This window comes from Archangium violaceum, from assembly GCF_016887565.1.
In the GTDB taxonomy this organism is placed as follows: domain Bacteria; phylum Myxococcota; class Myxococcia; order Myxococcales; family Myxococcaceae; genus Archangium; species Archangium violaceum_B.
The window spans coordinates 9,973,204-9,988,708 of the sequence record NZ_CP069396.1 but is presented as its reverse complement, the minus strand read 5'-3'; the positions used below and the strand labels follow the sequence as shown (position 1 = coordinate 9,988,708).

The window sequence follows — 15,505 nt, the reverse complement described above, 5'->3', positions numbered from 1 at the left end:
TCCCATGAGCGATATCCATCAGCGCATCGCGGCCCTCTCCCCCGAGAAGCGCGAGCTGCTCCTGCGCAAGCTCGAGAAGAACAAGTCACAGTCCACGCGTCCCCCCCTGGTGGCGCGCTCGAGGGATGGGGCGGCCTTCCCCCTGTCCTTCGCCCAGCAGCGGTTGTGGTTCCTGGACCGGCTGGAGCCGGGCAGCACGCTCTACAACCTGCCCTCGGCCGTGCGGCTGGAGGGGGCGCTGGACGCGGCGGTGCTGGAGCGCTGCCTGGGCGAGCTGGTGCGCCGCCACGAGTCGCTGAGGACGGTGTTCCGCGAGGAGGAGGGCCGCGCCATCCAGGTGCTGCTGCCGCCCGCGCCGCTGGCGCTGCCGGTGACGGACCTCTCCGCGTTGCCCGCGTCCGAGCGGGATGCTCGGGTGCAGCGGCTGGCGGCCGAGGAGCTGGGCAGGCCCTTCGAGCTGACGCGCGGCCCGCTGCTGCGCGCGCGGCTGCTGCGGCTGGCCGAGCGGGAGCACGTGCTGCTGCTGATGATGCACCACATCGTCTCCGACGAGTGGTCCATGGGCGTGCTGGTGAGCGAGATGGGGATGCTCTACGCGGCGCTCTCCAAGGGGCAGGAGCCGGTGCTGCCGCCGCTGGCGGTGCAGTACGCGGACTACGCGGTGTGGCAGCGCGAGTGGCTCCAGGGCGAGGCGCTGGAGAAGCAACTGGCGTACTGGCGCCAGCAGCTCGCGGGGGCGCCGCCGGTGCTGGAGCTGCCCACGGACAGGCCCCGTCCGGCCGAGCAGTCCTTCCGCGGGGCGAGCCGCTCGCTGCGGCTGCCGCCCGCGCTGCTGACGGACCTCAAGGCGCTGTGCCAGCGCGAGGGCGTCACGCTCTTCATGGCGGTGCTGGCCGCCTCCCAGGCCCTGCTGGCGCGCTACTCGGGGCAGGATGACATCTGCGTGGGAGCGCCCGTGTCGGGCCGCCAGCAGGCGGAGCTGGAGGGCCTCATCGGCTTCTTCGTCAACACCGTGGTGCTGCGCACGCGCCTGGGGGAGGATCCCACCTTCCGCGAGCTGCTCGCCCGGGTGAAGGAAGTGACGCTGGGGGCGTACTCGCACCAGGACGTGCCCTTCGAGCGGCTGGTGGAGGAGCTGCAACCGGCGCGCAACCTGAGCCACTCGCCGCTCTTCCAGGTGATGGTGGACCTGCAGCAGAGCGGCCCCCAGGCGCGCTCTCTGCCGGGGCTGAAGCTGAGCCCGGTGGAGGGCTCGGGCTGGTCGTCGAAGTTCGACCTGACGTTCTCCTTCCAGGAGAAGCCCGAGTGGCTGGAGGTCTCGCTGGAGTACGCCACGGACCTCTTCGACGAGGCAACGGCGGAGCGGCTGTTGGGGCACCTGCGGGTGCTGCTGGAGGGCGCGGTGGCGCGGCCGGAGCGCCGACTGTCCACGCTGCCGCTGCTGAACGAGGCCGAGCGCCGGCAGGTGCTGGAGGAGTACAACCGTACCCGGGCGGACTTCCCCTCGGAGGCGTGCCTGCACCAGCTCTTCGCGGCGCAGGTGGAGCGCACGCCGGAGGCGGTGGCCCTGAGCTTCGAGGGCGAGCGGGTGACGTACCGGGAGCTGCGGGAGCGGGCCCGGGGCGTGGCGCGGCGGCTGCGCGCGTTGGGGGTGGGGCCGGAGGTGCGGGTGGGGCTGTGCATGGAGCGCTCGCCGCGGCTGGTGGCGGCCATGCTGGGCGTGCTCGAGGCCGGGGGCGCCTGGGTGCCGATGGAGCTGTCCCTGCCGCCGGAGCGAATGGCCTTCATGCTCGAGGACAGCCGGGCGCGGGTGCTGCTGACGCAGCAGTCGCTGCTCTCGCGGCTGCCGGAGAAGCGCCCGCACACGCTGTGCCTGGATGCGCAGGAGGAGCAGCCGCTACCGTCGGGCGAGCTGGAGCCGGCCGCGGTGGGGCCGGGCAACGTCGCCTATGTCATCTACACCTCGGGCTCCACGGGCCAGCCCAAGGGCGTGCTGGTGGAGCACCGGGGCGTGTGCAACCTGGTGAGTGCCGAGGCGAAGGCCTACGGCGTGGGGCCGGGCAGCCGCATGCTGCAGTTCTCCAGCGCGAGCTTCGACATCTCCGTGGAGGAGATCTTCACCACGCTGACGGCGGGAGGCACGCTGTGCCTGGCGCGGGCGGAGGAGCTGGTGCCGGGGCCGGCGCTGTGGGAGCTGCTGCGGCGTCAGTCCATCACCACGCTGAGCCTGACGCCCGCGGCGTTGGCGGCCACGCCGAGCGAGGGGCTGCCGGAGCTGAAGGTGGTCATCTCCGGCGGCGAGGCGTGCTCGGCGGAGCTGGTGCGGCGCTGGGGAGCGGGGCGGCGGTTCGTCAACACGTACGGCCCCACGGAGGGAACGGTGGTGGCCTCGCTGGTCGAGTGCGTGGACGATGGGCGGGTGCCGCCCATTGGCGCGCCGTTGGCCAACGTCCAGCTCTACGTGCTCGACGCGGGGCTGAGGCCCGTGCCGGTAGGTGTAGCGGGTGAGCTGTGCCTTGGAGGCGTGGGACTGGCGCGCGGCTACCTGGGGCGGCCGGAGCTGACGGCGGAGAAGTTCATCCCCCACCCCTTCGGCACCGAGCCGGGAGCGAGGCTGTACCGCACGGGAGACCGGGTGCGGCGCCGCGCGGACGGGATGCTGGAGTTCCTCGGACGCATCGACACGCAGGTGAAGGTGCGTGGCTTCCGCATCGAGCTGGGTGAGGTGGAGGCGGTGCTCCAGGAGCACCCGTGGGTGAGGGAAGCGGTGGTGGTGGCGCGGGGCGAGGCGGGACAGGACAAGAGGCTGGTGGGGTACGTGGTGGGGAAGGAGGAGGGTTGGCCCGGAGTGGAGGGGCTGCGCGAGCATTTGAAGCGCAAGCTGCCGGAATACATGGTGCCCGCGGCCTTCGTGAGGCTGGAGGCGCTGCCGCTGACGCTCAACGGCAAGGTGGATCGCAAGGCCCTGCCCGCGCCGGAGGGAGTGCGGCCGGAGCTGGAGCGGCAGTACGTGGCGCCGCGCAACGACACCGAGCAGCGCCTGGCCGAGGTCTGGGCGAAGGTGCTGGGCCTGGACCGGGTGGGCGTGCACGACAACTTCTTCGCGTTGGGAGGGGACTCGATTCTCACCCTGCAGGTGGTGGCGCGCGCGAGGCAGGTGGGAGTGCGGGTGACGCCGCGTCTGCTGTTCCAGCGGCAGACGGTGGCGGAGCTGGCGGAGGTGGTGGGACAGAGCGTGGGAGTGGAGGCGTGGCAGGGCGTGGTGGAGGGTCCCATCAGGCTGACGGCGATCCAGAAGTGGTTCCTGGAGCAGGAGTGGGAGGAGCCCGCGCACTTCAACCAGGCGCTATTGCTGGAGGTGAAGCAGCCCCTGGACGTGAGTCGCCTGGAGGAGGCGTTGCAGCGGGTGGTGGAGCACCACGACGCGCTACGGATGCGCTTCGTGCGGGGTGAGGGGGGCTGGAGGCAGGAGAACGCGGGCCTGGGCGCGAAGGTGAAGGTGCGCCGGGTGGACCTGTCTGGCATTGCCGAGGAGGCACAGGCCCATGCGGTGGAGGAGGTGGGTGGGGAGGTGCAGCGGAGTCTGGAATTGGGCTCGGGAGTGCTGCTGAGCGCGGCGCTCATCGAGCGAGGCCAGGGACGGAGCGCGAGGCTGCTGCTGGTGGCGCACCACCTGGTGGTGGATGGCGTCTCGTGGCGGGTGCTGGTGGAGGACCTGGAGCGGGCCTACGAGCAGCTGGAACTGGGGCAGAAGGTCGAGCTGCCGGCGAAGACGACGTCCTTCCAGGAGTGGGCGGAGAAGCTGTGGGAGTACGCGCGGGGTGAGGAGCTGGGGAAGGAGAAGGCGTACTGGCAGGAGCGGACGAAGGGACTGGGGAAGCTGCCGGTGGACCGGCAGGGCGGTGGGAACCGCGTGGCTTCGGCGAGAAACGTGGCGGTGAAGCTGGGCGCGGAGAAGACGAAGGCGCTGCTGCAGGAGGTGCCCGGGGCGTATCGGGCCCGGCCGGAGGAAGTGCTGCTGGCGGGGCTGGCCCAGGTGCTGGCGGGATGGACGAAGCAGGGGCGGGTGGCGGTGGAAGTGGAGGGCCACGGGCGCGAGGAGGTCGTGGCGGGAGTGGACATCTCGCGGACGGTGGGCTGGTTCACGACGGTCTATCCGGTGGTGATGGAGGTGAGGCCCGGAGCCGGTGGCGCGGAGGCGGTGAGGGCGGCGAAGGAGGCGGTGCGGCGGGTGCCTGGAAAGGGCCTGGGCTACGGGCTGCTGAGGCACGTGCGGGAGGAGAGGCTGGAGGGCGTGGAGGAGCCGCAGGTGAGCTTCAACTACCTGGGGCAGCTCGACGCGACGCTGGAGAGCACGCCGCGCTTCGGACTGGCGCTGGAGGGCGTGGGCCCGTCGCAGAGCCCGAAGGGCCAGCGCAGCCACCTGCTGGACGTGACGGTGGTGGTGGTGGGTGGAGAGCTGCGGGTGACGTGGACGTACAGCGAGGAGGTCCACGAGCAGGGGACGGTGGAGCGCCTGGCGAAGGAGTTCGTGGAGGCGCTGGAGAGGGTGGTGGAGGATCGGGGCGGCGAGGAGGCGGGGAGGTACACGGGAGTGGACTTCCCGCTGGCGGGGCTGGGTGGAGAGGAATTGGAGCGGGTGCTGAAGGGGCGGGAGGGAGTGGAGGAGGTGTACCCGCTGTCGCCGTTGCAGCAGGGACTGCTGTTCCACGCGTTGATGGAGCCCGGGACGGGGCTGTACGTGGAGCAGATGTCGTGGGAGGTGAATGGAGCGCTGGAGGTGGAGGCGTTCCGTGGGGCGTGGAACGCGGTGGTGGATCGGACGGCGGTGCTGCGGACGAGCTTCGTGTGGGAGGGATTGGAGGAGCCGCGGCAGGTGGTGCAGAAGCGGGTGGCGCTGCCCTTCGAGGAGAGGGATTGGAGGGGACTGAGCGCGGAGGAGCAGGAGCGGAAGCTCCAGGAGTACCTGCGAGAGGACCAGGCGAGGGGATTCGAGCTGGGGAAGGCGCCGCTGATGAGGGTGGCGCTGATGAGGGTGGGGGAGAAGGCATACCGGTGCGTGTGGACGCACCACCACCTGCTGTTGGACGGGTGGAGCCTGGGTCTGCTGTTCGGAGAGCTGTTCACCTTCTACGGGGCCTTCAGCCGCCATCAGGACGTGGAGCTGGGGCGCAGGCCGGAGTACCGGGAGTACATCGCCTGGCTGCAGCGGCAAGGGCTGGGTGATGCGGAGGCGTACTGGCGCGAGCAGCTGAAGGGCTTCCGCGCGCCGACGCCGCTGCCCCTGGAGCGCAGAGGGGGAAGCGAGGCGCATGGCGAGGTGGGCCTGGAGCTGACGAAGGAGGAGACGTCGGCGCTGCAGGCGTACGCGCAGAAGCAGCAGGTGACGGTGAACACGCTGGTGCAGGGAGCGTGGGCGCTGGTGCTGAGCCGGCACGCGGGGGAGGAGGACGTGGTGTTCGGGGCGACGGTGGCGGGAAGGCCGCCGGAGCTGGAGGGAGTGGGGGAGATGGTGGGCCTGTTCATCAACACGCTGCCGGTGCGTGTGAAGGTGGACGGTGGCGAGCGTGTGGAGTCGTGGCTGAAGGAGATGCAGAGGCAGCAGGCGGAGCAGAGGCAGTACGAGCACAGTCCGCTGGTGAGGGTGCAGGGCTGGAGCGAGGTGGCGAGAGGAACGCCGCTGTTCGAGAGCCTGCTGGTGTTCGAGAACTACCCGGTGGATGCGTCGCTGCGGCAGAGGGCGTCCATCCTGGACATCCGGGACGTGCGGGGCACCGAGCGCACGAACTACGCGCTGACGGCGGCTGTGCTGCCCGGAGACGCGCTGCGGTTGAAGCTCGCCTACTCGGGTGAGCGCTTCGAGGAGTCGGGCGCGCGCGAGCTGCTGGGCCAGTGGAAGGCGGCACTGCAAGGGCTCGTCGCGAACACTGAGCGGCGTGTGGTGGAGGTGGAGGTGCTGACGGAGCAGGAGCGTCAGCGGGTGCTGGTGGAGTGGAACCAGACGGAGGTTGAGTACCCGAGCGACACGGTGGTGGCGGAGTTCGAGAGGCAGGTGGAGGCGAGGCGGGGAGCGGTGGCGGTGGAGTTTGGAGAGGAGCGCCTGACGTACGGGGAGCTGGAGGAGCGGGCCAACCGGCTGGCGCAGTACCTGCGCAAGAGGGGAGTGGGGGCGGAGGCGAGGGTGGCGCTGTGCGTGGAGCGCGGCGTGGAGCTGGTGGTGGCGCTGGTGGGAATCGTGAAGGCGGGAGGGTGCTACGTGCCGCTGGAGGCCAGCTACCCGAGGGAGCGCCTGGAGCAGATGGTGGGGGAGGCGCAGGCGGGGGTGGTGGTGACGGAGAGCAAGCACCTGGGAGTGCTGCCGGTGGAGGGGCGGCGCGTGGTGGTGCTGGATTTGGAGAAGGAGGAGATTGGCCGCGAGTCCGCCCAGAGGGTGGAGAGCGGAGTGGGGCCGAGAAACCTAGCCTACATCGACTTCACGTCGGGCAGTACGGGCAAGCCCAAGGGAGTGTGCACGGAGCACCGAGGGGTGCTGAGGACGGTGAAGGGGGTGGACTACGCGCACCTGGGGCCGCAGGAGACATTCCTGCTCATTGCACCGGTGACGTTCGACGCCTCGACGCTGGAGGTGTGGGGCAGCCTGCTCAACGGAGGAAGGCTGGTGGTGTACCCGCCGCAGCCGCCGGGGGACGTGAAGGAGTTGGAGGGGGTGCTGAAGAAGCACGGGGTGACGACGCTGCACCTGACGGCGGGACTGTTCGCGCAGATGGTGGAGGGGAACCTGGAGGGGCTGCGAGGAGTGAGGCAGCTGCTGACGGGAGGAGACGTGGTGTCGGCGCCGCACGTGAGGAGGGTGTTGGGAGAGCTGAAGGTGCCGGTGACGGCGTGCTACGGCCCGACGGAGAGCACGCTGTTCACGAGCTGCTGGAGGATGGAGGAGGAGGGGCAGGAAGGGGCGGTGGTGCCGATTGGGAGGCCGATAGGAAACACGCAGGTGTATGTGCTGGACGAGCACATGCGGCCAGTGGCGGTGGGGGTGAGGGGAGAGCTGTACGTGGGAGGAGACGGACTGGCGCGCGGTTACCTGGCCAATCCGGAGCAGACGGCGGAGAAGTTCGTGCCTAGTCCCTTCAGCACGAAGGAAGGGGAGAGGCTCTACCGCACCGGAGACGTGGTGAGGTGGAGGGGGGACGGGGTGCTGGAGTTCCTGGGACGCCAGGACACGCAGGTGAAGGTGCGTGGCTTCCGCATTGAGCTGGGAGAGGTAGAGGGAGCGCTGCTGGAGCACCCGTGGGTGAAGGAAGCGGTGGTGGTGGCTCGGGGAGAGGGTGCACAGGACAAGAGGTTGGTGGGGTACGTGGTGGGAGGGGAGGAGGGGTGGCCCGGAGTGGAGGGGCTGAGGGAGCACATGAAGAAGAGGGTGCCGGAGTACATGGTGCCCTCGGCGTTCATGAGGCTGGAGGCGATGCCGCTCACGCCCAATGGCAAGGTGGACCGCAAGGCCCTGCCGGCCCTGGAGGCGGTGCTGCCGGAGCGGCAGTACGTGGCGCCGCGGAACGACACCGAGCAGCGCCTGGCCGAGGTCTGGGCGCAGGTGCTGGGCGTCGAGAAGGTCGGCATCCACGATGACTTCTTCGAGCTGGGTGGCCACTCGCTGCTGGCAACCCAGGCCATCTCGCGCATCCGTCTCGCTCTGGATGTGGAACTCCCCCTGCGGACCCTCTTCGAGGCTCGCACGGTGGAGGGGGTGGCGGCACGCCTGGGGTCGGCCGGCAAGGCGGATCACGCACTGGCGCTGTCCCCGTTGCGGCGCGTGGATCGCGACCGCCCGCTGCCCCTGTCCTTCGCGCAGCAGCGGCTGTGGTTCCTCGATCAGCTCATGCCGGGCAATGCGCTGTATGGCATTCCGGCGGCACTGCGCCTCGAGGGACAGCTCGACGTGGCGGCGCTGGAGGCCAGCTTCAAGGCCCTCGCGGCGCGTCACGAGGTGCTGCGCACCACCTTCCAGGGCCGCGATGGCCAGGTGTTCCAGGTCATCGCTCCCGAGCCGCTCCAACGGCTGGAGGTGGTGGACCTCACCACGTTGCCCGAGAGCGAGCGCGAGGCCGCGGCCCTGCGGCACGCCTCCGAGGAGGCACAGCGTCCGTTCGACCTGGCGCGCGGCCCCCTCCTGCGCACGCTCCTGTTGAAGCTGGGCGAGTCCGTGCACGCCCTCGTGCTCACGGTGCACCACATCATCTCGGATGCCTGGTCCACCGGCATCCTCGTGCGTGAGCTCGTCGAGCTGTATGACGCCGCCGTGCGGCGGCGCCAGTCCCAGCTCCCCGAGCTGCCCGTGCAGTACGCCGACTTCGCGGCCTGGCAGCGCGAGTGGCTCAAGGGCGAGACGCTCGAGACCCAGCTCGACTGGTGGCGCCAGCAGCTCGCCGGGGTGCCCCATGCCCTGGAGCTGCCCACGGACAGGCCTCGTCCCGCCGTCCAGTCGTTCCGGGGTGCCCACCTCCCCGTGCACCTGCCCAAGGCCCTCGCCGAGGCCCTCCAGACCTTCTGCCGTGCCGAGGGGGTCACCCCCTTCATGGTGCTGCTGGCCACGTACCAGACCCTGCTCCACCGCTACTCCGGACAGGATGACCTGCTCGTGGGCACCACCATCGCGGGCCGCCGCCACGCGGAGAGCGAGCGCCTCATCGGCTTCTTCGCCAACACCCTGGTGCTGCGCGCCCGCATGGCCGGCGACCCCAGCTTCCGCGAGCTGCTCCACCAGGTGCGCGAGACCACGCTCGGCGCTCATGCCCACCAGGAGATCCCCTTCGAGCGGCTGGTGGAGGAGCTCCAGCCCAAGCGCGATCTCAGCCGGTCACCTCTCTTCCAGGCCCTCTTCACCCTGCAGAACTCCCCCCGTGAGTCCCTGCGCGTGCCGGGGCTCGCGTTCGAGCCCCTGCCGGTGGAGAACCCCACCTCCAACTTCGACCTCGCCCTCGAGCTCACCGAGGACTCCGAGGGCTTCTCGGGCTACCTGGAGTACTGCACCGATCTCTTCGACGAGAGCACCGTCACCCGCATGGTGGGCCACCTGCGCACGCTGTTGGAGGGCGCGCTCGCCTCGCCTCGGTCTCGCCTCTCCGAGCTGCCGCTGATGACGAGGGCGGAGCAGCGCCAGTCGCTGGTGGAGTGGAACGGAGCCCGCCGCGAGCTGCCCCAGCCGGCCCTCGCCCACCGCCTCTTCGAGGCCCAGGCCCGCCGCACGCCGGATGCTCCCGCCGTCCGCCTCGGCTCCGAGCAGCTCACCTACGGCGAGCTCAACGCCCGCGCCAACCAGCTCGCCCGCCACCTGCGTCGGCTGGGCGTGGGCCCCGAGGTGATCGTCTCCCTGTGCCTGGATCGCTCGCAGGACCTCGTGGTGGCGATGCTCGCCACCCTCAAGGCCGGTGGCGCCTGGCTGCCGCTCGATCCCAGCCTGCCCTCCGAGCGCCTGGACTTCATCGCCTCGGATGCATGGGCCCCGGTGCTCATCACCCACTCGGAGCTCGAGTACCTGCTGGACCGGCGCGGCCACGTCTTCCTCATGGACGAGCACTGGGCCCGGGTAGAGCGCGAGGACGAGGGCGATCTGGAGGTCGCGGTGGATGGCGACAACCTCGCCTACGTCATCTACACCTCCGGCTCCACCGGCCGCCCCAAGGGCACCCTGCTGCGGCACGAGGCCCTGTGCAACACCGCCCTGCTCACCGTGGAGGCCATGGCCCTGCGTCCCGGCGGACGGGCGTTGCAGTTCGCCTCCATCGGCTTCGACGCCTCGGTCTGGGAGATCCTCCCGCCGCTGATGGCGGGTGGCTGCCTCGTGCTGGCGTCGTCCGAGGAGCGGATGCCCGGCGCCCCCCTGCAGCGGTTGTTGCGCGAGCAGGCCATCACCGCGGCCACGCTGACGCCCTCGGTGCTGGCGCAGCTCGATCCCCAGGGGCTCGAGGGACTGGAGGCGCTCACCTCCGCGGGCGAGGCGTGCACGCCCGAGCTGGTGACGCGCTGGAAGCCGGGGCGGCGTTTCATCAACGCCTACGGCCCCACGGAGTCCACCATCTGCGCCACCCTCAGCACCGAGGTGGATCCTCGCCGCATCTCCATTGGCCGCCCCTTCCAGAACGTGCAGGTGTACGTGCTGGACGCGCACCTGCAACCGCAGCCCGTGGGCGTGCCCGGCGAGCTGTACATCGGTGGCGCGGGTCTGGCCCGTGGCTACCTGGGCCGCCCGGAGCTCACCGCCGAGCGCTTCGTGCCGGATTGCTTCGGTGGCCGGCCCGGGGCGCGCCTGTACCGCACCGGCGACAAGGTCCGCTGGCTGCCGGATGGCTCGCTCGAGTTCCTCGGCCGCCTCGACTTCCAGGTGAAGGTGCGTGGCTTCCGCATCGAGCTGGGTGAGGTGGAGTCCGTGCTCCTCCAGCACCCCTCGGTGCGCGAGGCCGTGGTGGTCGTTCGCGAGGACGTGCCCGGCGACAAGCGCCTGGTGGCCTACGTGGTGGACTCCGGCGATGCCGAGCCCGCCGCCTTGCGCACCTGGCTGCAGGAGAAGCTGCCGGAGTACATGGTGCCCTCCGCGTTCGTGACCCTGGAGGCGCTCCCGCTCAACTCCAGCGGCAAGGTGGACCGCAACGCCCTGCCGGTCCCCTCGGGCCAGGTCTCCGCCAGCGGCTCCGACTACGTCGCCCCGAGCAGCGAGCTCGAACAGCGGCTCGCCAGCATCTGGACCGAGGTGCTCGGCGTGGAGCGCGTGGGCCTCCACGACGACTTCTTCGACCTGGGCGGGCACTCGTTGGTGGTCACCCAGGCCGTCTCCCGCATCCGGGATGCCTTCGGGGTCGAGCTGCCCATGCGGGAGTTCTTCGCCCATCCCACGCTCGCGAGGCTCTCCCCCACCGTGGCCGCGCTGGTGGCCGCGGGGACGTCCCGGCCCACCTCCATTCCGCCGCAGCCGAGGGGGGCCGACTCGTACCCCACCTCCTTCGCCCAGCAGCGGCTGTGGTTCCTCGAGCAGCTCGAGCCCGGCCTCTCGCTCTACAACGTGCCCCTCACCCTGGGGCTCACCGGGCAGCTCGACGTGGCGGCGCTGGAGCGCGGCCTGCTCGAGCTCTGCCGTCGCCACGAGTCGCTGCGTACGAGCTTCCGCTCCGAGGAGGGGCGCCCCGTGCAGGTCGTCTCCCAGGAGCCGGACCTGACCCTGGTGCGAGAGGATCTGCGCGAGGTGCCCGAGGCGCTGCGCCAGGAGCGGGCGTTGCAGCGGGCCACGGAGGAGGCGCGCCGGCCGTTCGAGCTGGAGCGGGGTCCGCTGGTGCGCGCCCTGTTGTTGCGGCTGGGAGAGCAGGAGCACCTCCTGCAGCTCACGCTGCACCACGCCGTCACCGACGGCTGGTCCCTGGGCGTGCTCGTGCGCGAGCTGGTGGCGCTCTATGAGGCCGCCTCCGCGGGGCGGCCCTCGCCGCTGCCGCCGCTGCCCCTGCAGTACGTGGACTACGCGGCCTGGCAGCGCGAGTGGCTCCAGGGCCCGGCGCTGGAGGCGCAGCTGTCGTACTGGCGCACGCAGCTCGAGGGCGTGCCCCCGGTGCTGGAGCTGCCCACGGATCGTCCCCGCCCGGCGGTGCAGACGTACCGCGGGGCCTACCTGCCGTTGCGGCTCCCGCGCGAGCTGTCCCAGCGGCTGGTGGCGCTCGCCCAGCAGCACCAGGCCACTCCCTTCATGGCCCTGCTGGCCGCCTTCCAGCTCCTGCTGCACCGCTACTCGGGGCAGGAGGACATCAGCGTGGGCTCGCCCATCGCCGGCCGCCAGCGCAGTGAGCTGGAGGGCGTGGTGGGATTCTTCGTCAACACCCTGGTACTGCGCTCCCGCTTCCACGGCGACCCGTCCTTCCTGGAGCTGCTCGGACGGGTGCGCGAGACCACGCAGGGCGCCTACGCCCACCAGGACATCCCTTTCGAGAAGCTGGTGGATCAGCTGCAGCCGGTGCGCAGCCTCGGCCACTCGCCGCTCATCCAGGTGATGTTCACCCTTCAGAACGCGCCCATGCCGCCCCTGCGGCTGCCCGGTCTGGTGCTGCGCGACATGGAGACGGAGAGCAAGACGGCGCGCTTCGATCTCATCCTCTCGCTCTCGGATGGGCCGGAGGGCTTCGGCGGCTCGCTGGGCTACAACAGCGACCTGTTCGACGAGGCCACCATCTCCCGCATGGCCGGACACCTGCGCACCCTGCTCGAGGGCGTGGTCTCCGAGCCGGAGCGGCCCCTCTCCTCGCTGCCGCTGCTCACGGAGCAGGAGCGCGCCCGGGTGTTGGGCGAGTGGAACGAGACGCGCGAGCCCTTCGCCCCGGCCTGCTTCCACGACCTCTTCGAGGCCCAGGTGGAGCGCACCCCGGAGGCGGTGGCGGTGGTGTACGAGGAGGACCGGCTCACCTACCGCGAGCTCGATGCGCGAGCCAACGCCCTGGCCTGGCACCTGCGCTCGCTGGGCGTGGGGCCCGAGGTGCTCGTGGGGCTCTACCTGGAGCGCTCGGTGGAGGCCATCGTCGGCATGCTGGGCATCCTCAAGGCCGGTGGCGCCTACGTACCGTTGGATCCCACCCACCCCAGTGAGCGTCTCCGCACCATCCTCGAGGAGGCCCGCGCCTCGGTGCTCGTCACCCAGCGGCCGCTGCTCGAGCGGCTCGTCGGTCATGCCGGGCCCGCCATCTGCCTCGACACGGATGGGGAGGTGCTGGCGCGCCAGTCCTCGGCCCGGCCTCCTCCCACCGCCACGCCCGGCAACCTCGTGTACGCCATCTTCACCTCCGGCTCCACGGGACGGCCCAAGGGCGTGGCCATCGAGCACCGCCAGCTCACCAACTACCTGCGCGGTGTCACCGAGCGCCTACGGCTGGAGCCGGGGCTCGGCTTCGCCTCCATCTCCACCCTGGCGGCGGACCTGGGCAACACCTCCATCTTCCCCACGCTGTGCCACGGCGGAACCCTCCACCTGCTCTCGCGCGATCGGGCGCTGGAGCCGGGAGCGCTGGCCGACTACTTCAACCGCCACGCGGTGGAGGGGCTGAAGATCGTCCCGACACACCTCGGCGCGATGCTCTCCTCGCCCGTGCCCGAGTGGGTGCTCCCGCGCCGGCGGCTGGTGCTGGGGGGAGACCGGTTGGACTGGGCGCTGGTGGACAGGGTCCACGAGCTGGCGCCGCAGTGCGAGGTCTTCAACCACTACGGTCCCACGGAGACCACCGTGGGCGTGCTCACGCAGCACGTGCCTCGCGGCGGTGGCTCGCGCGCCGGAAGCTCCGTGCCGCTGGGCCGCCCCATCCCCAACGTCCGGACGTACCTGCTGGATGCACACCTGCAACCGGTGCCGGTGGGCGTGCCCGGCGAGCTCTACATCGGCGGCGACGCGGTGGGACGCGGCTACCTGGGGCGGTCGGATCTGACGGCCGAGCGCTTCGTGCCGGACCTCTTCAGCCCCGAGCCGGGCGGTCGGCTGTACCGCAGCGGGGACCGGGCGCGCTACCTGCCGGATGGGAGCATCGAGTTCCTCGGGCGCGTGGACCATCAGCTGAAGATCCGTGGCTTCCGCGTGGAACTGGGGGAGATCGAAGCGGTGGTGGAGCAGTACCCGCCGGTGCGCGAGGCGGTGGTGGTGGCGCGCGAGGACACGCCGGGCGACAAGCGTCTGGTGGCCTACGTGGTGCCGCGCGAGCCCGGGCGGGAGCTGCCGGTGGCCGAGCTGCGCGCCTTCCTGAGGGATCGGCTGCCCGAGTACATGGTGCCCCCGGCCTTCGTCATGCTGGGCTCCCTGCCGCTCTCGCCCAACGGCAAGGTGGATCGCAAGGCGCTGCCCGCGCCCGAGGCCACGCGCGGCCGTCAGGCGAGCGCCTACGTGCCGCCCACCACCTCGGTGGAGATCACCCTCGCCGGCATCTGGGCCCAGGTGCTGGGCGTGGAGCGGGTGGGGTTGGATGACAACTTCTTCGACCTGGGAGGCGACTCGCTAAAGGGCCTGCGGGTGGTGGCGCTCGCCAGCCGGACGGGACTGGCCATCAGCCCCAAGCAGCTCTTCCAGCACCAGCGGCTGGGCGAGCTGGCCGCGGTGGCCGGCACCGCGCGCCTGGTCGAGGCCGAGCAGGGGGCGGTGGTGGGTCCGCTCACGCTCACGCCCAACCAGCACATGTCGTTCGAGACGGAGGATCCGGATCGGCACATGTGGAACATCTCGTCCTTCTTCCAGGTGGACGTGCGGTTGGAGCCGGAGCTGCTGCGCGAGGTGGTGCGCCACGTGCTGCTCCACCACGACGCGCTGCGCGTGCGCTCCATCCCCGGGCCCGATGGCTGGCGTCAGCTCATCGCCCCGCCGGGGGATGACGGCGCCTTCGCCTATGTGGACCTGACGGCGGTGCCGGACGAGCAGTCGCAGGAGGCTATCGAGCGCGAGGCGGCCAGGTTGCAGCAGAGCCTGAATTTGGTGAACGGCCCCGTCATGAGGCTGGCGCTCTTCGACCTGGGCCCGGACCGGCCCTGCCGGCTGTTACTGCTCGCGCACCACACGCTGTGCGACGGCTACTCGTTCCCCATCCTCTGGGAGGACTGCCTGACGGTCTACACCCAGCTGCGCATGGGCGAGCCGGTACAACTGCCGCCCAAGACGACGTCGCTGCGCGCGTACGCGGACCGCATGGTGGAGGTGGCTCGCACCCGCGAGGTGCGGCAGCAGGCCGACTACTGGCTGTCCAAGGCGCGGCGCGAGGTGGGCCCGTTGCCGGAGGATTTCCCCGGCGGTTTGCACACGGGGGCCTCGGCGCGCACGGTGTCGGTGGTGCTCGACGCGGAGCTGACGGGGGCGCTGCAGCAGGCCGTCTCGGTGGAGCGGGACATCCGCATCAACGACCTGCTGCTGACGGCCCTGGCGGAGTCGCTCACGCGCTGGAGCGGGCAGCGCAGCCTGCTGGTGGACCTGGAGGACCACGGCCGCGACGTGCTGGAGCACCTGGACCTGTCGCGCACGGTGGGGTGGATCAACTACCTGGTGCCGCTGTTGCTGGAGGTGGAGGAGGGTCAGGGCCCCGTCGAGCGGCTACAGGCCGTGCGCGAGCAACTCCGGGCGGTGCCCGAGCGGGGCATTGGCCACGGCATGCTGCGCTACCTCTGCGGGGACGAGGAGCTGATGGGGACGCTGCGCGCGCTGCCGCAGCCGCGGGTGCTCTTCAACTACCGTGGCGGCTTCACCGAGCAGTCACAGCCGGAGACCACCGGCTTCCGGGTGGCGCGCGAGTCGTCGGGCCTCTCCTACAGCCTGCGCGTGGTGCGCCGCCACCTGCTCATGGTCAACTGCCGCATCCTGCGCGACAAGCTGCACATGGACTGGGTGTACAGCGAGAACGTGCACCGCCGCTCCACCGTCGAGCGGCTCGCGGAGGACTACCGGCTGGCGCTGGCGGCGCTGGTGGGCCGCTGACGCGGGAGAGCGGCGCGCGCCGGGCCGCCTCACGGTGGC

Annotated in this window: 1 protein-coding gene; it reads left to right on the top strand. The window is 71.0% G+C overall.

Features of this window, described 5'->3' with window-relative positions; genetic code table 11:
* Positions 1 to 4: 4 nt before the first annotated feature.
* A complete protein-coding gene (locus JRI60_RS39815) occupies positions 5 to 15,466 on the top strand; it encodes a non-ribosomal peptide synthase/polyketide synthase (protein ID WP_204221232.1) in 15,462 nt (5,153 codons plus the stop codon).
* Positions 15,467 to 15,505 lie beyond the last annotated feature (39 nt).

Bases quoted from the DNA above. Each gene is read 5' to 3' on its own strand.
- JRI60_RS39815 (WP_204221232.1), top strand. From the start codon at position 5: ATGAGCGATATCCATCAGCGCATCGCGGCCCTCTCCCCCGAGAAGCGC.